Below are 21,717 nucleotides of genomic sequence, written 5' to 3' on the forward strand. Positions count from 1 at the left end.
CTGCTGCGGAACATAACCCTCATGAGGCGCAGGAATAGGACGTCGCTGAGCGCGAGGTCAGTTTTGCTTCGAAGTCGGCGGCGATTTCTTCCAGGGTTACGCTGCCCAACCGCCGCAGGAGCAGGGCCTCCGCCTCCTTCATCGCATCTCGGAGGACGGTATTCACCGCCTGTTCCATAAGGCATTTCGGCCGATCATCGGCGGGGCCGATAGCGAAGAGATGTGGCTCGCCGAGCGCGTTGTAGACATTAAGCAGCGTGATTTCCGACAACGGACGCAGCAGCGTCCAGCCGCCGCCGTGGCCCTTTTCGGAGCGGACATAGCCCTGTTCGCGAAGGCCGGCCATGGTGCGGCGGACGACGACGGGATTCGTGTTGAGCATCTTCGCAATCATGTCGGAGGTCGCCGACTGCTCATGCCGGTCCATATGGATCAGCAGGTGCAGTGGAAGCAAAAGGGCAGGACGACTTCACCAACCTGTCGTCGGGACAGGCACTCGCCTGACGCAGCATCTGCCATCGGGCGAGTTGATCAGGGCGCTGTTCGAAGACGCGCAGGCTGTCTTTGGGGCGCGCTCAACGAGTTCGTAAGTTGTGGATTTCGCGGCAGACAGTCCTCCTCCGGTCGACAAATGTGACGCGCGTTGGTGACCTGATGCCATTGTCGAATCACGCCCTCGATAGCGTGTCGGCCGTGCGCGACCTTTGCCGCCTGGAACCCGGTGGCTGGTTGCGCATTCAATCTCTTAGCTCTGAGGATATCGCCCATGCTGCGGAGAATTACGATCTGGGCAATCATTGCCGGTGTCTCGCTGGTGCCGCATGCCGCCTTTGCAGGTGTTGCCCAGATCTTGCCTGCAACAGGCTCTGGCGTCTCACTGTCCTTTTCCTATCAGATCGATTTGTCCCGCTCTGTCTTCGAGCTGCGCGATGAACGGAACCATCTGGTCGCCTGCGCAGGCGCCAAGGAAGGCCCTGCTCAAGGAGAGGTCATTGTTTCTACTCGCGACAGGCTGCGGCCAGGCAATTATACGCTCAGGTGGAGCACACCGACGACTGATGGCGATACCGAAGAAGGCTTCGTTTCCATTGAAGTTGGCCAATGAAATCGCCGTAGAGCTACCATGCTCGTGCCCGAATTTATGGGCGATACGAGAGCTTGAAGGACGACGGTGCCAGCGAAGACCGCTGCGATCCATTCTTCGAGAACTTTGGAGGGCTCTGGCGGCGAGGAACTATCATCGATCAGCCGGTTTTCGGACCTTGTCGTGAAGGAGAACCTCACCTAGTTGAGGATAACGCGCCGATCAATGCCGCTTCCAGAGTTCATGATGATCCTAACGCTGTCCGGCGTCAAAAAATCCTATTCGACCGCCGAAGGCCCGATTGAGATACTGAGGGGCGTCGATCTGGACGTAGCGGCTGCCGAAAGCGTCGCCCTGACGGGAGAGTCCGGCAGTGGCAAAAGTACGCTGCTGCATCTGGCGGGAGGGCTGGACCATGCAGATGGTGGCTCCGTCGTCATGAACGGCCGAGATCTTAAGCAATTCAGTGAAAACGAACGCGCACATTACCGCAGGACCAAGGTCGGACTCATCTTCCAACAGTTCAATCTCATTCCGTCACTGGCTGTCGCGGCCAATATCTCATTCCACGCCAAACTCGCGAACCGGTACGACCGCGCTTGGGAAAAAGAGTTGGTCGATAGATTGGGGCTGGGCGATTACACCGCAAGATACCCCGAGCAGCTTTCTGGAGGGCAACAGCAGCGCGTCGCAATCGGACGAACCTTGGCCGCTCGACCGCCACTCATTCTCGCCGACGAACCAACGGGCAATCTAGATGAGCAGTCCGGGGATGTCGTCCTTGACCTGATGGTCAGTCTGGCGCGGACAGCGGGATCGGCTCTCCTGCTTGTCACTCACTCTGCGAGGCTTGCAGAGCGTCTGGACCGAACAGTGGTCCTTCGCGGCGGGAAGATTGTCGGATGAAGGTTGTCGCGTTCGCAGCGCTTCTTTCTCATTGGCGCCGAAAACCGCTTCAGTTGCTCACCCTGGTAATGGGAATTGCGCTCGCTACGGCTCTTTGGTCTGGTGTCCAGGCAATCAACGCCGAGGCCAGGGCAAGTTACGCACGGGCGTCATCCGTTTTGGAGCAGGGCAGTCTTCGACAGATCGTCGCCAACAACGGTGGCGGTATCACGACCGAAATCTATGGAAACCTGCGTCGAGCGGGTTTGCAGGTTTCGCCGGTCATTGAGGGAATTTACCGTCTTGGAACCACGCGAATAAGGCTGGTTGGCATCGAACCTCTGACGATGCCAAGGGACACTCCGGGTGCGGCGATCGTCAGCGGCTCGGATCTCTCGGGCTTCTTTTCAGCCGGCGGACAGCTTCTGGTATCGAGCGCGACCGCCGAACGGCTGCGCGGGGGCCCGGACATGCCTGTCAAAGTCGACGACAATGTCCCCGATGGCGCCGCCTTCGTCGATATATCCGTCGCCGACAGGTTGCTCGAAAAGTACGGGAGGATTGACCGCCTGGTGGTTGCTGCCAATCAAGAGCTCAAAGCCCAAGCTCTCGACCGGATTGCACCCGGACTGACGATTCGCGAACCGGCTGACCAGCCAGACGTTGCCCGCATTACCGATAGTTTCCATCTCAACCTGACTGCTTTCGGCTTTCTCTCATTCGTCGTTGGGCTTTTCATCGTTTATTCGGCCACAGGCCTGACCTTCGAGCAGCGTCGTGGCACCTTCCGAACGCTGCGGTCCCTTGGTGTCTCTCTTCGGGCGCTGTCCCTCATGCTTGTGGCCGAACTCTCGGTGCTCGCGCTGGTATCGGGTTTGATCGGCGTCATCCTTGGATACATGATCGCTTCGCTGCTAATGCCGGGTGTGGCTGCCACGCTCCGGGGCTTGTATGGTGCCAATGTATCGGGTTCGCTTTCCATTCGGCCGGAGTGGTGGTTGGCGGGACTGGCGATTGCCCTTGGCGGAACCGCTGTCTCGTCAGCGCAGAGCCTTTGGCGGGTTTGGAAGCTGCCGATCTTGGCTGCCGCTCAACCGCGGGCGTGGGCAAGAGAGTCGGCCAGATCACTGGCTTATCAGGCCGGAGCTGGCGGAGTTTTGCTTGTCCTGGCCGTCGTCGTTGCGATCACGGCATCCGGCCTCGTGGCGGGCTTTGCGGTGCTGGGCTGCCTGCTGCTCGGAACAGCTCTTATGTTACCTGGACTTCTTGCCCTCATCCTGACCGCATCTCATCGATTGGCAGGAAGCGCCCTGGTAGAATGGTTCTGGGCAGACACCCGCATGCAACTCCCTGGCTTGTCGCTGGCTTTGATTGCTCTGCTGCTCGCATTGTCGGCGAACATCGGCGTCGGCACGATGGTTGCCAGTTTCCGGTTGACGTTTATCGGGTGGCTGGATCAACGCCTGGCCGCAGAACTTTACGTGACTGCCAAGGATGAGGATCAAGCTGCCCGGCTACGGGCGTGGCTTCCGCAGCGCGCGACAGCAGTCCTTCCAATCTGGAGCGTCGACGGTGAAGTCTTCGGTGAGCAGATCCAGATTTTCGGCGTTGCGGATGATCCCACCTATCGTGAGCATTGGCCCTTGATTGCTTCAGACAAGGAGGTCTGGGAAAAGGTCGCCGCGGGGCAGGGCGCTCTGATCAATGAGCAGATGTGGCGTCGCGGCGAAGCTAAGATCGGCCAGCCATTGGTGATGCCTGGTGGCTGGAGCGCGACTGTCGTCGGCGTGTATTCGGACTATGGCAATCCAAATGGTCAAGTGATCGTGGGGATCAATGGCCTGGTCGATCACTATCCCGATGTACCCAAACTTCGTTACGGCGTCCGAGTGCCTCCCGAGCGAGCCTCGGATCTTAAGCGTCAGCTGGTAGAAGATTTCGGTCTGCCGGATACCGCGATCGTTGACCAGGCCTCCCTCAAGCGACAATCGAGAGCCATCTTCGACCAGACATTCAAGGTGACGGGTGCGCTGAACGTCCTCACGCTAGCTGTGGCAGGATTTGCCATGTTCTCAAGTCTTTTGACGCTGTCAGGTATTCGGCTTCCTCAGCTCGCGCCGTTATGGGCAATGGGCGTGCGGCGACGAAACTTGGCGCTCTATGAAGTGGCGCGAACACTTGCGCTCTGGCTTGCAACATTTCTGGCGGCGATCCCGGTTGGTCTCGCCCTGGCCTGGGTGCTGCTGGCGATTGTGAACGTCGAGGCCTTTGGATGGCGGTTGCCAATGATGGTGTTTCCAATGGACTGGCTTCGGCTGGGAGCAATCGCCCTCCTGGCATCATTGCTGTCGGTGTTGGTTCCCGTTCGGCGTCTGGCCTCGGTCAATCCGGTCGATCTGTTGAGGATCTTTGCCAATGAACGTTAGAATGCAGGCAGTTGTCCTGATGGCTGTTGTTATGAGCTGCGCAAGCGCACATGCCTTCGCACAGGGCTTTGCCGGGCTGGGGTCAGATGCGCAGGGATTTGCGATCCCGAAACATGGCGGCACTCTCTCGTTTCCCGCCGATCACGGCGCTCATCCTGATTACCGGATTGAATGGTGGTATGTGACTGCCAACCTCACAGGCGAGGATAAAAAGCAGTACGGCGCGCAATGGACGCTCTTCCGATCCGCACTGGCCCCGGGAAACAAAGAAGGCTTCGCGGATCCGCAGGTCTGGATCGGACATGCGGCTATCACCACTCAAACCCACCAGTATGTCGCGGAGCGCTTTGGCCGGGGAGGAGTTGGACAAGCGGGCGTTGAGTCAATGCCGTTTCGGGCGTGGATCGACGACTGGCAGACGACAGCTGCTGATGGAGCAGGCTCGCTTGCTCTTGGCAACCTTTCGCTCTCCGCAAACGGGCCGGATTTCAGCTATGGCTTGCACCTCAAGGCTGACGGCCCGCTGGTGCTGCAGGGCGACAACGGCTTTTCCGTGAAGTCGGCTGACGGGCAGGCGAGTTATTACTACTCGCAGCCTTTCTATGAGGTCTCAGGCGCTATTTCGATCTCCGGGGCGCCGGTTGATGTCACGGGTGAGGCTTGGCTGGATCGAGAGTGGTCGTCGCAGCCGCTTGCGTCCAATCAGACAGGCTGGGACTGGTTCTCACTGCATATGGAATCCGGCGATAAGCTGATGGCTTTTCGCCTGCGTGACAACATGGACGGGTTCATCTCCGCAAACTGGATATCCGCGGATGGGCAAACCACACCTCTGTCGCAAGACGACGTTCAGTTGGAGCCAACACGAGAGGCAACGGTCAATGGGCACCAGATGCCGGTAGAGTGGCGTATCCGCGTGCCGGGTAAGTCACTCGATATCACGACCAAACCGTTGAACGACCAGTCCTGGATGGCGACTTCGACGCCTTATTGGGAAGGGCCGGTAAACTTCACGGGCACCACGTCAGGTGTCGGATATCTCGAAATGACCGGGTATTAAGCACTCACCTCTCTCATCGTTGACGAGATTTTTCCGGTTAGCTGTCTTCGCCAGGCGAGCGACCGTCCGCTCGCCTCCGACTTGCACTCTTTCAGTGCTCCACGTCGTGCAGGAAGTCACGTGGTCGGCAGAAACAGCACGTTGTACTGATCGTAATCGCCCGGCAGGTCGCAAACCTTCATCTCTTGCTCGCGGTCCTCGAAGATGACGACGCAATCCTCATAGAAGCCGGACAGCATCGTTGTGAAGGCTTTGGTTCCCTCCGCTCCGTAGAAGAGCGGGGTGAACTCCATATAGAGCGGCACCCGGCGGGCAAGCAGTGGCTGCATTGAGCGGCAGGCGACCGGTTCGTAACCCTCGATATCCATCCAAACGAGGCCAATTTCGGCTGGGTCGATCGAAAGGCCGGCGAGGATCTCGGGAACCGGTTTCACCGGCACGATGATCTTCTTGTCCGTCGAGCTTTGGCGGATGGCGCTGCTCTTGCCGTGATTGTTGCGGTTGAGAAAAAAGTCGATCTCGCCTTCACTCTCGCCGGCGGCGCAGTTGACGAGGCGGACCTTTTCCTCCAGCCGGTTCTGGCGGATGTTGAGGGCAAGCAGCGGGAAATTGCGCGGATCGGGCTCGATGCTGACGATATGGGCGTAAGTGCCGCTCAAGGCAAAGTAGACGGTCTGGGTGCCGATATTGCCGCCGATCTCGAGCAGCGTCGCATCCTTTCGCAAGAGGCCGCGCTCGCGCAGGATGACGATCAGCCGGTCGACGGCGTCGCGCTCGAAATGGCCCTTCCGGAAGACCTTGCGGCCGATATAGTCCGACGGCGAAAAAGTCATCAGATGGTCGCCGGCATCGACCGTCATCGAGACGACGCGCGGGCCGATAGTCTCGATCAGCAGGCGGCGGCCGAAGCGGGTGTCGAAGAGGCGCGAGGCGGCGGCATTGCGCGCCTTGCGCAGTCGGCGGCTCCAATATTTGGCGGTGAGCCACGGTTTGCCGGGCATCAGTCTCTTCCTTCGAGCGGTTCTGCCGCTTTCTCTCTCGGAATGACGTAGACTTTCAAGGGCAGAGCCCGGCCGCGCACGCTGATTTCACGGCTTTCGATGCCGGCGAGATCGGCGCCGGAGAGGGCCGCCACCGGTTCGGAGATGACGATCGCCGCTTCGAACTCTTTGGCAGCACTTTCCAGCCGGCTCGCCACATTGACGGTATCGCCGATCGCCGTCAGGCTGCGCACCCGGCCATAGCCCATCGTGCCGACGACGGCCGGGCCGGTGTGAATGCCGATCGCGATGCGCAGCGGCAGCGCCAGTTCGTCGGCGAGCTCTGCGGCGAGTTTCTCGATCTCGGCGACGATCGCCGCGGCAGCGCTGAGCGCCTGGCGGCAAGCTTCCTCCGGCGCGGTGTTGAGGCCGAAGAGCGCCATGGCGCCATCGCCGATGAACTTGTCGAGGCGCCCGCCCGCCTGCTCCACCGCCTTGCCGATGATGGCGAAATAACGGTTCAGCAGGAAGACGACGTCGAAGGGCAGGCGCGTTTCCGTCAGCGTGGTGAAATGGCGGATATCGACGAAGAGCACGGCGATCTCGCGTTCGCGGCCGGGGCTCGTCTCCTGGCTGTTGGCGGGAAGGGCCGCTTCGAGCGCCGGCACGAGCAGCGGCGCCACCGCGACATCGCGGTTCGGGCGAAGCTGGCAGGCGAGCCGCACATCCGGGCCGGCATTGATACGCCTCAGCGTCGTCTGTTCCATCTTGTCGGGGACCGGCAGGTTCCCGTAATCGCCGAGGATCTGCACGCGGCAGGTGGAGCACTGGCCCTTGCCGCCGCAGACGGAATAATGCGGCAGGCCGCCGAGCCGGCTTGCTTCCAGCACCGAGAAGCCGCGCGGCACCCGGATCACCTCGCCGCCCGGATAATGCACGGCCACCTGGTCGAGGCGCTCCTTCAGCTTGCGCCGGGCGCGGGCGGCGACGACGATCAGCAGCGAGGCCGAGAAAGCGCCGTAGAGGCCGGCGCGGATCGTCGAGACCTGACGGATAACCTCCGGGTTCGAGGCGTAACGGGTGTTGACGGTCGCTTTGTAGGGGCTGTTGGCAATCGCCTGCTGATAGGAGGGGTCGGCGAGCGTCCGGCCCATTTCGACGAAGCCGAGCAGCGAGAGCACGGGCACGAGGATCGCCAGCGCCAGCAGCAGCGGCGCGAAACTCGGGTACCAGGGGCGGTAGCGCAGCCAGAAATGCAGGCCGATGCAGCCATGGATCCAGACTGCGACGACACCGAGCGCCTGCCGCAGACCATTCCCCGGAGCCCTGATCCACAGCGACCCGACGACCGTCTCGTAATCATCGATATAGCCATAGAGCTCATGGGCGATGCGCGTGCCGATGACGTGATCGATGAGCAGCAGCGGGATCAGAAGGCCGAGCACAATCTGCGCCATTTCGCCCTTTGGCATCACCAGGCTGCGGCGCATATAGATGGCGCGCAGCACCAGCGCGATGTGGATCAGAACCGACGAATAGAAGATGGTCGTCCCGACGGGATTGCGCCAGATCGCCATGAACAGGCGGGCGGCTTTATCGGCGGCGGAGACTGAAATCAAACCGATCGCATGGTTCGACAAATGCAGCAGGACGAAAATGAACATGACGAGGCCGGAACCAAGTCTCGCCCTTCTGATCGTACGCTCCGAAAAAATCCCTGTGGCCGAGACCGTCGTCATGCATTCCCGTTCTTGTCGATGCAACCGCAGGCCCATAGAAATTGAGAAAGAGGCGGAATTGCTTCCATCGCCATCACATTCCATATGCTTATGCGCAAGTTTTAGAGAAATGGACAATAGCGGAGTTTCGCCACCGGGCATGCCGGTTGGAAACAGTGTGTCCTTACGTGAGGGTTGTGCATGCGGGTGGCTTTCTACGCGCCGATGAAATCGCCGAACCATCCGGTGCCGTCAGGCGACCGGCTGATGGCGCGGCTGTTGATCCGGGCGCTGGAGCACGCCGGCCATGAAGTCGAGATCATTTCAGAATTCCGCACCTATGCCGCGACACCCGAGGCGGCAGCGGCGCTCGAACCGGCGATCCGTACCGAACTGCAGCGGCTGCGGGAAAAATGGACTTCGGCGCCGCGACCCGAGCTGTGGTTCTGCTACCACCCCTATTACAAATCGCCCGACCCGTTCGGGCCGGTGATTTCAGCCGAATTGGTCATCCCCTATGTCACCGTCGAAGCCTCCTATGCGGGCAAACGCGACAGGACCGGCTGGGCAGGCGTACAGAAGTCAGTCGGCGAGGCGATCCTGCAGGCAGCAGTCAATATCAGCTTCACCGCGCGTGACCGGGCCGGGCTTTCGGCCGCCTTTCCGCAGGCGCGTCTTGCCGGTCTCCAACCCTTCATCGACACGGGGCTGTTCGAGAGGGTCTCACCGGCGCCCGATCCGCTGCGGCTGATGGTGGTGGCGATGATGCGTGCGGGTGACAAGATGGAGAGTTATACGATGCTTGCAAAAGCGCTGCTGCTGATCGAAGACCGGCCGTGGACGCTTGCCGTCATCGGCGATGGGCCGATGCGCCACGCGGTTCAGGCGCTGTTTGCCGGTTTTTCCACGGACCGCATCGAATGGCTGGGCGAGCGGGACGCGGCCGATATCGCCGAATTGCTTGGACGCGGCGGTATCTATGTCTGGCCCGGCTGCGGCGAGGCCTATGGTCTTGCCTATCTGGAAGCCCAGGCCGCCGGCCTGCCGGTCGTGGCGCAGGAAACGGCGGGGGTGCCTGATGTGGTCGAGGCCGGGGTGACCGGCCTGCTGACGCCGGATGGCGACCTCGCCGCCTATGCCGCGGCCATCGCTGCCCTGCTCGACGACGGGGAGAGGCGCGACGCCGTGGGGAAGGCGGCGCGGCGCTTCGTGCTCGGGCAACGCTCGCTGGCGAGGGCGGCTGAGATATTGGACGGAATTTTGCAGGACAATGCTGCAACAGGAGTAAGGCGATGACCGACAAGACGATCTGGGAGCCGCTGCGCCGCGAGCTTGACCGCTGGCAAGCCGCCGGCCGCGTAGCCCGCTTCTGGCTGCGGGATGACGATGCCGTCGAGCCGACGCTGGCGTTGGAGATGCAGCTGGCGCTGACGGGCGAGAGCGCGGTGCCGCTGACGCTTGCCGTCATTCCCGGCCTGACCGGCGGGGCATTGGCCGCGCGGCTGGCGGGGGAAGCAGGCGTCACTGTCGCCGTGCATGGCTGGTCGCATACGAACCATGCGAGGCCGGAGGGCAAGAAGCAGGAACTCGGCGGCGATCGGCCGGCAGACGTCGTGCTCGGCGAATTGGGCGAAGGGCTGCGGTTGCTGCAGCGGCTCCATCCCACCCGTTTCCTGCCGGTGCTGGTGCCGCCGTGGAACCGGATCGATGCCGCCCTCATCCCGGCATTGCCCGCGCTTGGGTTTACGGCACTTTCGGTTTATGGGCGGGCACAGCAGGACGGCCCGGTGCCGCTTCTCAACACCCATGTCGACATCATCGATTGGCACGGCACGCGCGGCGGACGCAGCGAGGCGGAATTGGTGGCCGAGCTGGTGGCCGAGCTTGACGACCGGTTTGCCGGCAGCGACGAGCCGATCGGCGTGCTCACCCACCATCTGGTGCACGACGCGGCCGCATGGAACTTTCTGTCAGCCTTATTCGCGGCGACAGGCCGACATCCTGCCGTCCACTGGTCGGCGGCATTGGCGCTTCTCAAGCGGTGAGAGTCTCGACGCCTGCGACGATGATCCGGCGATGCCGGACGAGGCTGGCCATCGGAAGGCCTCCGATGGCCCCGCTCATCTACGGTCTTCCTCGAACTGCTCGGCGTCCTCCACCGGCCGCAGCCACGGTTCGCGGCGCTTGATCCAGAGTTCGTAGCCGGGCACCAGGGGCGTCGGGGCTTCGGACAGAATGCCGAGCTTGATTTCTGCCTCCTCGTCATCGACGGAAAATAGCCGCGAACCACAGCCGCTGCAGAAATGCCGGCCTTGGAATTCGCCGGTTTCCCCAGAATGCTCAAACTGGCCGGCGGGCCAGATCCCGTAGAAGGTAAAGGCCGAACCGCTTTCCTTCCTGCAGTCCATGCAATGACAGATTCCAACGCGAATGGGTTCGCCGCGAACAGAGATGTGCACCTGCCCGCAAAGGCACTTTCCGGAAAGGTTGGTCATAGGGATATCCGCTTCATCGATCTTGCGATGCCGAGGAAACGGTCAGGACCGGCATCTGTTCCGTTAGCGCGAAAGCGGCCTGCAGCGCGCTTGGGGGCAGGACAAGAGCAGTTCAAAATCCGGCGCTAAGATCGAACGTATTGTGAACATCACGCAGCCCGGAGGATTCTGCCTGGAGGCGGCAATGGCCTGAAGTAGATGCCGGTGAGGTTATATGCGCCCAACTGAGCGGCGAGACGTGTTTGAGCAGATCGTCGGGGATGTTCGGCCCTGCTGGCGCAGATGGGCTGTCGCCCGGCTGAGATAGACCGCGTTCCAGTGGACGATGGGCGCTGACGACCAGATTTGAGGGCCGAGGCGCAGAATGCCTGGCTGCCGAAGGACCGGTCACGGATTTCGCCACGCTTGTGGAAGGCGCGTTTGAGTTTGTGGGCGGCATCGCAGCAAGTTTTTCGCGCAGCTACCGGCCGTCAAAGACGTCCGGATGGTGGGATTATCGTCAAATCAGCACTCGCTGTCTTTGGTTGATAAAGCCGCGTGTCACCAGGAACAGTTCCGACCTTTATATCGGCAGGGGAAGTCCAAAACCGGTCTGCCCGCGCCTTCGCGATCGAGCTACCCGTTACCCAAGAGGATTTGATCGCGCATAGGCCCCGGGCGATGTTCCCACGTGCCGGCTAAATGCCACGCTAAACGCGCTTGCCGAGCCATAGCCAACGCGTTGTGCAATCTCTGCGGTTGCAACATCACTGCGAAGGAGTTGCTTTGCCAGTGCCATCCGCCAGCCAGTTGCGTATTCCATGGGGGCTACACCAACCTCTCTCCGGAACCGCTCAAAGAAAGTTGAACGTGACATGGCTGAATCCTGCGCCAGCGCTTCCACGGTTATACTGCGACCTGGATGTTCGTGAATCCGGCGCAATGTGGGCGCCAGCTGCGGATCGGCCATGCCGCGCAAGAGGCCCGGTGGCGCAGCCGCACCGCTCGTTGAGCGTAACGCCTCAATCAACATCACCTCCAACAACCGGCGAAGCACCATTTCTCGGGCAGTCCGGTCGTGTCGCGTTTCGTCGTTTATCATCCGGACCAGCATGGTTAGGCGGTCTTCACCGCGGACATGAATGACCTCCGGCAATAGCGAGACGAGAAGAGCCTTGTCATCCGAGCCGAAAGCACAATGTCCAACCATTGCCTTGATCTCGGCCGGCGCATCAGGGTCTCCCAACCGGAATACACCCGGACTAGTCTCAAGACGCTGCGCAAGCGCTCCGCGATGCGGTGGTTCCAAGCTGCTCATTGTGAACGAGAAGACTTCCGGAACCAGCACGAAGTCACCGGCCGTCAGCAGCATCGGCTCACCACCTGTGATGGTCATCCGACAACACCCTTCGACCACGGCGCAATAGAAGGGGCTTCCGAGCTCAGTGCGCTCGACGAGCCAGCGGCCGCCGCCTGTCACCAATTTGGATATCGACGGGATTGGCTTCAGCAGGGAAACGACTTCTGCAATTGGGTCGGTCATGAATTGGACTTGTGCTAAACGAATTCGGACAAACGAATATAGATAGTCCGGTACAAGTAGTCCATCTCTTGGCAGCGTAATCGTCAGGAGACAGACACATGCCAAAGATCCTCGTCACCGGTTGCTCTTCCGGATTCGGGCTCGCCATCGCGCACACCTTCCTGCAGGCTGGATGGGACGTGGCCGCGACCATGCGCACCCCGCGGACCGACCTGCTACCGGATACTGAAAGCCTTAGAGTGATTGCGTTGGATGTTACCAATGCGGAAAGCATCATAAGGGCTGTCGAAACCGCCGGGCCGATCGATGCTCTGGTCAACAATGCCGGTGTTGGCATGCTGAACGTGCTGGAAGGCGCTGAGATGTCGAATGTCCGCGACCTCTTCGAAACAAATGTCTTCGGCGCGATCGCACTGACCAAAGCGGTCCTTCCGCAGATGCGGGTACGAGGTGCGGGCGTCATCGTGAATGTCAGTTCCAGCGTCACCATCAAGCCGCTGCCTGCACTATCCATTTATAGCGCCAGTAAGGCGGCTTTGAACGCTTTCACCGAAAGCCTTGCCCTTGAGGCCGCGCTCTTCGGCGTGCGCACGCGGCTGGTGCTGCCCGGCTCGGCTCCGACGACCGCCTTCGGGAAGAATGCAGTGGCACGCATGGGAATGGAGATCCCCCAACCTTACAGCGCATTCGTTCACGACTATCTCACGGCCTTGCGCACGGGGACCGAGGTGACGACGCCGGAAGATGTGGCCCAGGCCGTCTGGCGTGCCGTAACGGAGCCGGACGCGCCGATGCGGAGCCCTGCCGGGGCGGATGCGCAGACCTGGTTCCGCGAGACAGGTCATCCTGTGGCGTGAAGGCGACTACTCGGAAACCCAAGCTCAGGATATTCGACCATGAACAATCTGATCAATCTCGCCAGCCACATTCCCACGCCTGATGCCACTCTCACTGTAGCCTACACCCCAATCCGTTTGCCAATGGAAGGCCGCCAGCCGCTTGAACTGCGTTTAACCGCACCTGCAACGGGCAGCCACCTGCCCATCGTGCTCGTTTCGCACGGTTTCGGCCCCTCAAATTACCTTCCATCGAAGGACGGCTACGCTCCATTGGCTCAGTTTTGGGCGGAACGCGGTTTCGCTGTCATTCAGCCAACGCATGCAAGCTCGCGCGTCGGCGGTTTGCCTGCAGGCGCACCTGGCGCGCCTTTCTTCTGGCGCGAGCGCGTGGAGGAGCTGAAGGCGGTCATCGAGCAATTGGTTGAGGTGGAACATCAGGCGCCCGCTGTCTCCGGGCGGCTGGATCATTCCCGAATCGCGGCGGCCGGTCATTCCTTTGGCGGCCACACCGTTGGGCTTCTGTTGGGCGCGCGCGTGGACGGTGAGGATTTTTCCGATCCTCGAATTTCGGCGGGAATTCTGCTGGCTGCTCCTGGGCGCGGCGGAAAGGACATGACCGAGGAGAACGCAAGCCGGTTTCCCTTCTTCGATGTGGATTTTTCCAGTCTGACAACCCTCAGCCTTGTTGTCTGTGGTGATCAGGATGATCCGCATTTCACCCCGCGCGGTCCCGAATGGCATGCGGATGCTTTTCAGGATGGCCCGGGCGCGGAGGCACTGTTGATGTTGCGCGAGGTTGGACACGGGCTTGGCGGGATTGCCGGCCTTGACGCGCGCGAGACCGAAACCGAGGCTCCAGATGTACTGGAAGCCACGAAACGTTTGACCCTCGCCTGGCTTCAGACGGCACTTGCAGTCGATGAACATGCGTGGGTTGGCGCGTGCGGCGCGCTTGAGGGTCTTGCGGCTCCGATTGGGCACGTCACGCGCCGTACACACTAAGCCACATCCGGCGCCCCGGCTGCTAGCAAGTCACCTTCTGGCTGCTGAAGCGGAAGGGGTGTTCTTGCGCACCTAGATCACCACGATCTGGTTGTCGCGGGCGGCAAAGGATTCAGGGAATGCGGCCTGCGCCTGCGTTTCCATCTGCGCCAGCTGTTCGTCGGTGCGGGAGGGGGCGTGGTGGAACAGGGCGAAACGTTTGGCGCCGGCTATCTTTGCAAGCTCGGTGCCATGCTCCCAGGTCGAATGGCCGAAGCCCTTGAAACGCTGCATCTCGTCTTCATTGTAGGTGCAGTCGTAGACGACGAGATCGGCACCCTTCATCATCTCCAGCGAGACCGGGTCGTAAGCGCCTGGAATATGCTCGATATCATAGATCAGTGCGACCGAACGGCCCTGCCATTCGATGCGGTAGCCGATGGCGCCGCCCGGGTGGTTGAGCATGAAGGTCTTGATCTCGATGCCCTCGTGAGGCGTCAGCACCTGTCCGGAATGGAAATCTCGGAAGTTCATCGTCGCCTGACAGATGTCGGTCTTGACCGGAAACCAGGGCGGGCTGATGAACTGCTCGACCATTTCCCGCGTGCTCATCTTGCCGTCGAGATGGCCGGACCAGATGTTGACGTTGATCGAGGGATAATAGATCGCCTTGAAAAACGGCAGGCCGATGATGTGGTCGTAATGGCAATGGCTGAAGAACAGATCGACGTCGCTGACGCCGTCGGCGAGCAATGACAGCCCCGCCTCGCGCAGGCCGGAGCCCGCGTCGAAGATCATCCGATGTTTTCCGCAGCGAATTTCGATGCAGGACGTATTACCGCCGTAGCGGTCGAACTCGGGGCCCGATACGGGAATACTGCCCCGGACGCCCCAAAATTTTACCTGAAACAGTTCTGTCGTCATCGTTCTTCAAACCGGCCTTCCCGCATCGCCATCGTAATCATAGTTTATCCCGATGCGAAGCAGTAGAATTCCACGGGTTTGCCTGTGCCCCTCTCATTCTCCTAACCGCTAGCGGAAGAAGGAGTAGATTTTCCTAAGCAATCGGCTTTTGCGCCGGAAAGCAAGCCAGTATGGTTGGTTTTCGGTAAACGGGCTGCTGGGCGGGGACATTTTCCCGTAAGTCATGCCTATTAGATGGTTGCGCACGATTGAAAAAACAATTGCTGTCACCTCGCGCCAGAATTCAGCCTGCCAGCATCACGAATTCCACGCCCGAGAAATCAAGCACCCCGCGCAATGGAAGCTGTTTTTGCCAGTCGTCCCGCGCTCATCGCCCGGTTGAGCGGGCACTACCGAATGAATTGGAGAACTGAGCATTGGCGCAACCCAACCCCGCCAAGGTCCGCTTTCAATTTGTAACGCAACGCCCGCGGGATGATGGTTGCGGCGTTTTTGTCTTGCAGATGCTCACCGGCAGACCCTACGGCCAACTTGCCGGCATGATCGATTGGGGAGCACAGACCAATCATTACACCACGTGGAAAGAACTAAGCTGTGTCCTAAGCGAGTTGGGGTGGCGTATTGGCGAGGTACGCAAGGTGGAGAGCTGGAGTGACGTCATCGGGGTGGCGGTCGTCCATGTCGAAGGAGACCACTTTATCCTGTATGACGCTGATAACGGCATTTTCTATGACCCAGGCCAATGGGAAGGTCCCGATCTCGATACCCAGCTTGTTCCCCTGAGCTATCTTCCTGTGCATTTGCCAGAAAGTGCATAAACCGCCGACAATTGTTGGATCATCCAGCGGGCGTTGATTTCTGCCGCCGCAATTCCTGAGGCTGGACACGACAGGCATCTCCGCCGAGGTCGGTGTGACTCGCATCTGTGACCGAATAGAGAGCGCAAGCCTGACCAAACTAAAGGGGTATGTGGATCCGCGCACATTCAGTGTCCGCGGAAACCTCCATCGTATGAGAAAATTGGGTTCGGTATTGCGTGAATGCTTCCTTGCTTGGCATTGCCGAAAAGCGATATATCAGATGATATGAGAAATATAAGAGACTCGTGATGCTCCAGCCTGTTGTAAACGAGACCATCGCCGAGAGCAGCTACCGGCGCATTCGGGCCGACATCATTTTCGGGCGGCTGGCGCCCGGGCAAAAATTGAGACTGGAAAGCCTGAAGGAGGCCTACGATACCAGCATCAGTACGCTCAGAGAGGTGCTGAACCGGCTCTCCTCCGAGGGTCTGGTCGTTGCCGAGGGACAGAAGGGGTTTGAAGTTTCTCCGGTATCCGTCTCCGACCTCAAGGAGACGGCGGCAATGCGGCTTCTGCTCGAGACGCATGCCTTGGAGCAGTCATTCGCGCATGGAGACGTGGAATGGGAGGCGCCGCTGGTATCGGCCCACTACAAACTGGCGCGGATGGAGCAGGTGATGGCAACCGGCGACACCAGCAGGGCCGAGGACTGGAAGCGCTATGATTGGGAATTCCACCAGGCCTTGATTTCCGCATGCGGGTCGAAACTGCTGATGCAGACCCACTCGGGGATCTTCGACAAATATCTAAGGTATCAGATGGTCGCTTTGTCCTACCGGGGTGACGTCGCCGCCGATGAACACCAGCAGCTTCTGGATGCGGCCCTGCGACGGGATGCAGAGACGGCCAAGCGAGTGCTTGCGTTTCATATCCAGGGCGGGGTGGAACATGCGCTGGCCAAAGGGACATTGAAATAACAACGGAGGTCTTTTCAAGATTTAAGGCCATCACACTTCTCGGCGAAACCAGGAAAAGCCATGCTCAAGCAAGTCCACGACCCGGCTGAAACAGTAAGCGATGTCGTCTTCCGGCAGATCCGCGAGGATATCATATCAGGCATATTGGCGCCGGGGGCCAAGATCAAACTGGAGCAGGCAAAGGAGCGCTACTCGATCGGCATTTCGTCGCTGCGCGAAATTCTGAGCCGCCTGACCACGGAGAACCTCGTCGTCGCCGAGGGGCAGCGTGGTTTTGAAGTGAGCCCTGCTTCGCGGCGGGAGTTGCTGGAGCTTGCCGACCTGAGGATCGTTCTTGAAACGCATGCGATCGGCCCTGCATTCGCAGCCGGAAATCTCGAATGGGAAGGGCGCATCGTCGCTGCCCATCACCGGCTGGCTGCCGCTGAGCGCAAGCTGCTGGCGGGCGACGTCTCGCGCACGGTCGACTGGGTCCGATACGATTGGGAGTTCCATCAGGCGATCGTCTCGGCCTGCAATTCAGCGACGCTGATGGCGACATTGTCGTCGGTGTTCGACCGCTTCCTTCGTTACCATATGCTGGCCGAAAGCTTTCGCGGAAAGCCTGTTGTCGATGACCACAGGCTTTTGTTCGAACTGTCCATTCAACGTGACGTCGCCGGCGCGACCGAGGTGGTCAGACGGCATGTACAAAGCGGCGTAGAGCATGTGCTGAAGAGCGGCCGCATTCTCTGATTTAATAAGCGTCTTTCGGAATTCCTTCCGGACGCATCTGCCTTTTCAGCGCGGCGATCCGGAAAATTGCATTTGGCGCGCCATATCCGCGATAGCCGCGGCGCTCGACGATCTCGAAAAAGAAACCCTCGCCATAGGTTCCGCTATAGAGCTGGAAATATTCGCCATGCTCGTCTCGGTCATAGAGGATGTTCTCTGCTTTCAGCCGCTCGGTCATGACAGGATCGAGCCCGAAGCGGGCTTCGACGTCGTCGTAATAGTTCGGCGAAATGTGCAGGGACCTGAAGCCGCAGCCACGAAGTTTTTCGGCGGTTGCAAAGATGTCGTCGGTTGAAAATGCCAGATGCTGGATGCCGGACCCGAACTTCTCCGCAATGAAATGTCCGGCCAGGGTGCGGCGATTTTCGGCTCCGTTCATGGTAATGCGCAACTCGCCCGACTGGTTCTCGACGACTTGGCTGCGCACCACCCCGGCTGGATCGATGATGTCGACCATCGGGGTCTTATGGGTCTCGAAGATCGACGTGTAGAACAGAAGCCAGGTGAGCATTTCATCATAGCCGACCGTCTGGGCGACGTGATCGACGCGAAAAAGGCCGCCGTCCGCCGTCTGGGCGTCGTCGGTGACCGGCCGAAAGTCGATTTCGGAAAAGCGCCCCAAGGCGCTCTTGTCGTCGATCAGATAGACGATGCCGCCGCCCACACCCCGAATGGCCGGCAGTTCAAGCTCGCCCGCCGCGACCGGCTGGCTGAATGCCTCCGCATCCAGGGCAAGGGCGCGCGCATACGCCTTTGCGGCATCGTCGACGACCAAGGCGATCGCATAGGCAAACGTGCCATGAACGGCGTAGGCCGCATTGGCGAATCCCGCCTGATCGACATTGACGAGGATCCGGATCTCGCCCTGCTCGAACAGAGAGACTTTCTTGGTGCGGTGGACGGCAGTCTGCTTGAACCCGAGGGTGCGCAGCAAAGCCACCAGCTCGACTTCATCTTGTTCGTCCGTGGCAAACTCCACGAAGCCGACACCTTTCACGGCAGCCCTTTGCGGCATCGCCGCCCCGGTCATGCTGTCGGCGCCGAGATGGCGCCGCACCTGGTCGCCGAGATAGATCAGTGAGCGGTGGCCGTCGGCGGCGATTGCCCGCGACAGGCCGCCTCGAAACTGGTCGTTGAAAATCTCCAGCGAGAAATACCCGTCATAACCTGTGGCAGCGACGGCTTCGGTGAACGCCGTGACGGGAAGATCGCCTTCTCCAGGCATATTTCGGAAGTGACGGCTCCAATAGAGCAGGTCCATGTCGATCAGCGGCGCATCGGCAAGCTGGACGATAAAGATCTTCTCTTTGGGAAGCGAGCGGATGGAATTGACGTCGATCTTGCGCGACAAGGTGTGGAAGCTGTCGAGGATGAGGCCGACATTCGGATGATCGGCGCGTCGCACGATTTCCCAGGCGTCGCGGTGGTCGCTGATATGGCGACCCCAGGCGAGCGCCTCGTAGCCCACTCTCAGTCCACGCCGGGCGGCACGCTCGCCGAGTTCCCGGAAATCCTCAGCCGCACGGTCGATGCCGCCGATGGCCGCCGGCGAGACGTTCGAGCAGACCAGCACCAAATCTGTTCCAAGCTGCTGCATCACGTCGAACTTCCGTTCGGCGCGATCGAAGGTGCGGCTTCGCAGCGGCTCCGGCATGCCCTCGAAATCTCGAAACGGCTGAAACAGCGTGATCTCCAGGCCATGGTCGCGCACGAGTTTTCCGACATCGGCCGGGCTTCCGTCGAATGCCAGGAAATCATTTTCGAAAATCTCGACGCCGTCGAAGCCCGCTCGGGCGATTGCCTCGAGCTTTTCCGGCAGTTCGCCGCTGATCGTCACAGTCGCAATCGAGGTCTTCATATCAAAGCCCTTTCGGCATCCACCGCCAGCCGCGAAAACTCGCTCTCACCTATTATTGCAAATCTCGTGAGGAATTAAAATAGATAGAGGCATTATAAAATCTCATATGATTTTGAAAAACTCTGTTGATTTAGCCGTCCGTCTCTGGCAATCATTCCTCCCACAGTCAAAAGGTGAGGTGGCTGTCCGGTCGAATGACCGTCAAAGAGGAGGAAACATAATGTTCAAGTCTATGCTGACGCGCCGAAACGCCATGCTCGGAGCCGCAGCCTTTGTGGCTGCCGTCACCTTGGCGCAACCGGCCGCCGCGATTACGCCTGATGAAATCAAGGCTCGCGGTAAGATCATCGTCGGAATTCAGGGTGACAACCCGCCTTGGGGTTTTGTGACCAGCGGCGGCAAACAGGACGGCCTCGACGCCGACATCGCGACGCTGTTTGCCAAGGAATTGGGTGTTACCGTCGAGTTCGTGCCGCTTGAAGTCAACAACCGCATTCCGGCCCTCACGGCCGGCCGCGTCGACGTTCTGTTTGCAACCATGGCGATGCTGCCGGATCGCGCAAAGGCCGTGCAGTTCAGCAAGCCCTATGTGGCCAATGCCATCGTTCTGATCGGTCCCAAATCGGCAGAGATCAAGACGAATGCCGACATGGCCAAATTCAGCGTCGGCGTCGCCAAGGGTGCAGCGCAGGACACGCAGGTGACGAAGAACGCGCCTGAGGGCACGACGATCCGGCGCTATGACGGAGACGCTGCGAGCGTCCAATCCCTCGTTTCCGGCCAGGTCGATACGCTGGGCGGCAACATCTTCTATATGGACCGCGTCGAGAAGGCCCGTCCGGGCGAATTCGAAAACAAGCTTGAATTCCAGAAACTCTACAACGGCGCTTGCACGCGTCTCGGCGAGAAGGAAATCAACGCGGCGCTGAACACCTTCATCGACAAGATCAAGGCAAACGGCGAGCTCAAGACCGTCTACGACAAGTGGATGAAGGTCCCGGTCCCGCAATTCCCGGAAACGCTGGAAGGCATTCCGTTTGCGGTGAACTGAGCCAACGCTAAAGGCGGGACGAGGCCCGGGCCTTCCGGCTGATGATAAGGCCCGCTAACCACTCCTCCGTCATGCTCGGGCTCGTCCCGAGCATCTTCGGCGGCAGATCCTCGGCACAAGGTCGAGGATGACGTCCAGAGAGAAGTGAAGTCCTTATTTAGGACGGCGGGCATGCCCTGCCCATCAACGCAACCGCCATGCCCAAGGCCCCGAGGTGCGCGACATGACCAGAACCATCTTTGTGCTCAACGGACCGAACCTGAACCTGCTGGGTGAGCGCGAGCCTGCCATCTACGGGTCGACGACGCTGGCAGATATCAAGGACAAGTGCCTCGCAAAGGCTGGGAGTCTCGGCTTTGCCATCGACTTCCGCCAGACCAATTTCGAGGGCGAGTTGGTCGAAAGCGTGCACCAGGCCCGCAAAGGGGCCTGCGGTATCATCATCAATCCGGCCGGCTATACCTTCACCTCAATCGCGCTTCTCGATGCGCTGAAGATGTTCGATCCGCCGAAGATCGAGCTGCACATCTCGAATGTTCATGCGCGCGAAAGCATCTACCACAATTCGCTGATCTCGCGCGTCGCCACGGCGATCATGATCGGCTTTGGCGCCCGCGGTTATGAGCTCGCGATAGAAGCTATGGCCGACATGGCGGGAGCAGCGAAGGCATGAATTATAAGTTGGATTTCACCCCGGTTATCGATGGGCTGCCAAGTCTGCTGCTCGGCTGTCTCGGGACATTCCTGCTTGCCATTTGTGGAATGCTGCTGGCGATCGTCATCGGAATTGGCGGAGTTGCCCTGCGCGATTCTCCGCTGAAGCCGGTGCGGTGGCTGGTCATCGCCTTCGTCGAGTTGATCCGCAACACGCCGTTCCTGGTCCAGATCTTTTTCATCTACTTCGCGCTTCCGCTCACCGGCATCAGGCTGGATCCAACGCCGACGGCGATCATCGCGCTCGGCATCAATGGTGGCGCCTATGCAATCGAGATCATTCGCGGCGGCGTCCAGTCGATCCCGAAGGGGCAGATGGAAGCCGGCCTGGCGCTTGGCCTGCACAAGGCGCAGGTCTTCCGGCTGATCATCCTCAAGCCGGCGTTGCGGGCGATCTACCCGTCTCTGACCAGCCAGTTCGTGCTGTTGACACTGACCACCAGCATTGCCTCGGCGATCTCGGCCTACGAGCTGACCTCCGTTTCCCAGCGGATCGAATCGGAGAGCTTTCGGAGCTTCGAAGTCTACTTCACCGTCACGGTTTTCTATTTCGTGATTTCCTGGCTGATGATGCGCCTGTTTGCGCTGTTTTCGGCCCGCTACTTCAAATATCCCGTCAAGTAGGAGGA

21 protein-coding genes and 1 pseudogene are annotated in these 21,717 nt (G+C 60.1%); 14 read left to right on the forward strand and 8 right to left on the reverse strand.

Annotated features, from left to right (window positions below; genetic code table 11):
- Window positions 1-19: 19 nt before the first annotated feature.
- Complete coding sequence (locus tag J3O30_RS26935; protein ID WP_259669607.1) at window positions 20-454, reverse strand: Rrf2 family transcriptional regulator; 435 nt, start codon at window positions 452-454, stop codon at window positions 20-22.
- 312 nt (window positions 455-766) lie between these two features.
- Between J3O30_RS26935 and J3O30_RS26940 the strand changes: the two genes are divergently transcribed.
- The 4 genes from J3O30_RS26940 (at window position 767) to J3O30_RS26955 (ending at window position 5,455) form a co-directional block, all read left to right on the forward strand.
- Window positions 767-1,105, forward strand: coding sequence for a copper resistance protein CopC (locus J3O30_RS26940; RefSeq protein ID WP_207585471.1), 339 nt, complete (start codon window positions 767-769; stop codon window positions 1,103-1,105).
- A gap of 225 nt (window positions 1,106-1,330) precedes the next feature.
- Window positions 1,331-1,990 (forward strand): ABC transporter ATP-binding protein, encoded by a 660-nt coding sequence (locus J3O30_RS26945; protein WP_207585621.1) that lies wholly within the window; start codon window positions 1,331-1,333, stop codon window positions 1,988-1,990.
- Window positions 1,987-4,395 (forward strand): ABC transporter permease, encoded by a 2,409-nt coding sequence (locus J3O30_RS26950; RefSeq protein WP_207585472.1) that lies wholly within the window; start codon window positions 1,987-1,989, stop codon window positions 4,393-4,395. Before J3O30_RS26945 ends, J3O30_RS26950 begins: the two co-directional genes overlap by 4 nt.
- Complete coding sequence (locus J3O30_RS26955; RefSeq protein ID WP_207585473.1) at window positions 4,385-5,455, forward strand: lipocalin-like domain-containing protein; 1,071 nt, start codon at window positions 4,385-4,387, stop codon at window positions 5,453-5,455. Before J3O30_RS26950 ends, J3O30_RS26955 begins: the two co-directional genes overlap by 11 nt.
- Window positions 5,456-5,571: 116 nt before the next feature.
- Here the strand turns inward: J3O30_RS26955 and J3O30_RS26960 are convergent, their stop codons facing one another.
- Together J3O30_RS26960 and J3O30_RS26965 are read right to left on the reverse strand one after the other, a co-directional pair.
- Complete coding sequence (locus J3O30_RS26960) at window positions 5,572-6,456, reverse strand: FkbM family methyltransferase (RefSeq protein ID WP_207585474.1); 885 nt, start codon at window positions 6,454-6,456, stop codon at window positions 5,572-5,574.
- Window positions 6,456-8,174: an adenylate/guanylate cyclase domain-containing protein gene (locus J3O30_RS26965; RefSeq protein WP_207585475.1), complete on the reverse strand. Its 1,719-nt coding sequence runs from the start codon at window positions 8,172-8,174 to the stop codon at window positions 6,456-6,458. The genes J3O30_RS26960 and J3O30_RS26965 overlap by 1 nt, the downstream gene beginning before the upstream one ends.
- A 180-nt stretch (window positions 8,175-8,354) precedes the next feature.
- Between J3O30_RS26965 and J3O30_RS26970 the strand changes: the two genes are divergently transcribed.
- Together J3O30_RS26970 and J3O30_RS26975 are read left to right on the forward strand one after the other, a co-directional pair.
- On the forward strand, window positions 8,355-9,449 hold the full coding sequence (locus J3O30_RS26970; RefSeq protein ID WP_207585476.1) for a glycosyltransferase family 4 protein: 1,095 nt from the start codon (window positions 8,355-8,357) through the stop codon (window positions 9,447-9,449).
- A complete protein-coding gene (locus J3O30_RS26975; RefSeq protein ID WP_207585477.1) occupies window positions 9,446-10,198 on the forward strand; it encodes a polysaccharide deacetylase family protein in 753 nt (250 codons plus the stop codon). The genes J3O30_RS26970 and J3O30_RS26975 overlap by 4 nt, the downstream gene beginning before the upstream one ends.
- 75 nt (window positions 10,199-10,273) lie before the next feature.
- Here the strand turns inward: J3O30_RS26975 and J3O30_RS26980 are convergent, their stop codons facing one another.
- The 3 genes and pseudogenes from J3O30_RS26980 to J3O30_RS26985 form a co-directional block, all read right to left on the reverse strand.
- Window positions 10,274-10,648, reverse strand: coding sequence for a GFA family protein (locus J3O30_RS26980; RefSeq protein ID WP_207585478.1), 375 nt, complete (start codon window positions 10,646-10,648; stop codon window positions 10,274-10,276).
- Between the two features lie 149 nt (window positions 10,649-10,797).
- Window positions 10,798-11,088 (reverse strand): annotated as a pseudogene (locus J3O30_RS33395) (Tn3 family transposase); the annotation flags it as partial.
- Window positions 11,089-11,270: 182 nt separating this feature from the next.
- Window positions 11,271-12,170, reverse strand: coding sequence for an AraC family transcriptional regulator (locus tag J3O30_RS26985; protein WP_207585479.1), 900 nt, complete (start codon window positions 12,168-12,170; stop codon window positions 11,271-11,273).
- Window positions 12,171-12,268: 98 nt separating this feature from the next.
- On the opposite strand from J3O30_RS26985, the gene J3O30_RS26990 reads away from it, so the two are divergent.
- Both J3O30_RS26990 and J3O30_RS26995 read left to right on the forward strand, forming a co-directional pair.
- The gene (locus J3O30_RS26990) at window positions 12,269-13,027 is read left to right on the forward strand and encodes an SDR family oxidoreductase (RefSeq protein WP_207585480.1); all 759 of its coding nucleotides are present in this window, start codon (window positions 12,269-12,271) and stop codon (window positions 13,025-13,027) included.
- Between the two features lie 39 nt (window positions 13,028-13,066).
- A complete protein-coding gene (locus J3O30_RS26995; protein WP_207585481.1) occupies window positions 13,067-14,011 on the forward strand; it encodes a dienelactone hydrolase in 945 nt (314 codons plus the stop codon).
- A gap of 72 nt (window positions 14,012-14,083) precedes the next feature.
- Here J3O30_RS26995 and J3O30_RS27000 read toward each other — a convergent pair whose 3' ends face one another.
- Window positions 14,084-14,914, reverse strand: a complete 831-nt coding sequence (locus J3O30_RS27000) for an MBL fold metallo-hydrolase (RefSeq protein ID WP_207585482.1) — start codon at window positions 14,912-14,914, stop codon at window positions 14,084-14,086.
- A 416-nt stretch (window positions 14,915-15,330) separates the two neighbouring features.
- On the opposite strand from J3O30_RS27000, the gene J3O30_RS27005 reads away from it, so the two are divergent.
- The 3 genes from J3O30_RS27005 (at window position 15,331) to J3O30_RS27015 (ending at window position 17,426) form a co-directional block, all read left to right on the forward strand.
- A complete protein-coding gene (locus tag J3O30_RS27005) occupies window positions 15,331-15,732 on the forward strand; it encodes a hypothetical protein (RefSeq protein ID WP_246762887.1) in 402 nt (133 codons plus the stop codon).
- Window positions 15,733-16,022: 290 nt separating this feature from the next.
- Complete coding sequence (locus J3O30_RS27010) at window positions 16,023-16,691, forward strand: GntR family transcriptional regulator (protein WP_207585483.1); 669 nt, start codon at window positions 16,023-16,025, stop codon at window positions 16,689-16,691.
- A gap of 60 nt (window positions 16,692-16,751) precedes the next feature.
- A complete protein-coding gene (locus tag J3O30_RS27015) occupies window positions 16,752-17,426 on the forward strand; it encodes a GntR family transcriptional regulator (protein WP_207585484.1) in 675 nt (224 codons plus the stop codon).
- A gap of 1 nt (window position 17,427) precedes the next feature.
- Here J3O30_RS27015 and J3O30_RS27020 read toward each other — a convergent pair whose 3' ends face one another.
- Window positions 17,428-19,323 carry a sugar phosphate isomerase/epimerase and 4-hydroxyphenylpyruvate domain-containing protein gene (locus J3O30_RS27020; RefSeq protein WP_207585485.1) on the reverse strand — a complete coding sequence of 632 codons (1,896 nt, stop codon included), beginning with the start codon at window positions 19,321-19,323 and terminating at the stop codon, window positions 17,428-17,430.
- A gap of 220 nt (window positions 19,324-19,543) precedes the next feature.
- On the opposite strand from J3O30_RS27020, the gene J3O30_RS27025 reads away from it, so the two are divergent.
- The 3 genes from J3O30_RS27025 to J3O30_RS27035 all read left to right on the forward strand — a co-directional run bounded on the left by J3O30_RS27025 (window position 19,544) and on the right by J3O30_RS27035 (window position 21,712).
- On the forward strand, window positions 19,544-20,374 hold the full coding sequence (locus J3O30_RS27025; RefSeq protein ID WP_207585486.1) for a transporter substrate-binding domain-containing protein: 831 nt from the start codon (window positions 19,544-19,546) through the stop codon (window positions 20,372-20,374).
- A 223-nt stretch (window positions 20,375-20,597) separates the two neighbouring features.
- Window positions 20,598-21,047, forward strand: a complete 450-nt coding sequence (locus J3O30_RS27030) for a type II 3-dehydroquinate dehydratase (protein ID WP_207585487.1) — start codon at window positions 20,598-20,600, stop codon at window positions 21,045-21,047.
- The gene (locus J3O30_RS27035; protein ID WP_207585488.1) at window positions 21,044-21,712 is read left to right on the forward strand and encodes an amino acid ABC transporter permease; all 669 of its coding nucleotides are present in this window, start codon (window positions 21,044-21,046) and stop codon (window positions 21,710-21,712) included. Before J3O30_RS27030 ends, J3O30_RS27035 begins: the two co-directional genes overlap by 4 nt.
- Window positions 21,713-21,717: the final 5 nt, after the last annotated feature.

Source organism: Rhizobium sp. NZLR1 (genome assembly GCF_017357385.1).
Lineage (GTDB): Bacteria > Pseudomonadota > Alphaproteobacteria > Rhizobiales > Rhizobiaceae > Rhizobium.